1 protein-coding gene is annotated in these 441 nt (G+C 66.0%); it reads right to left on the reverse strand.

Annotated features, from left to right (window positions below; translation table 11 throughout):
* Positions 1–415, reverse strand: a 415-nt coding sequence (locus tag EN874_RS32255) for a DUF5691 domain-containing protein (RefSeq protein ID WP_245516214.1), incomplete at its 3' end; no start/stop codon positions are given.
* Positions 416–441: the final 26 nt, after the last annotated feature.

Raw genomic sequence — 441 nt, forward strand, 5'->3', positions numbered from 1 at the left:
CCTCGATGAAGCCGGCGAGCTCCGCCACGGGGACATCCGCACCGCTCTCGCCATGCTGGCCGAGCATCGCCAGCAAGCGGCCGGCCAGCTCACGGACTTTGGTGGAGCGATCGGTAGCGAGGCTTTTCAAGAAGGGCGCGTCATCCGGGCCGAGGCCGATGCGGATGAGCTCGACAAGTGACAGCCTGACCTCGGCCGATTCCGCCGGACCCTTGGCCTCGATCAGTTGCCTGGCGACCGCCGGTTCGCTCCGGCGCATTCCCGTCAGCGCTACGCGCCGCGCCGCCGGAAAGAATTCGGCCCAATTCTGCAAGGTGAGCTTTTTATGCCAGAGCTGTTCCGCTTCGGCGCTCGCCTGCCAGTCGATCCAGGGCGCGTAGATGTCCGGTGCGGTCTGGTCTGACGCGGAGGGCATCCAATCCATCGGATGGGTGACGAAGC

This window comes from Mesorhizobium sp. M1D.F.Ca.ET.231.01.1.1, assembly GCF_003999155.2.
Classification (GTDB): Bacteria; Pseudomonadota; Alphaproteobacteria; order Rhizobiales; family Rhizobiaceae; genus Mesorhizobium.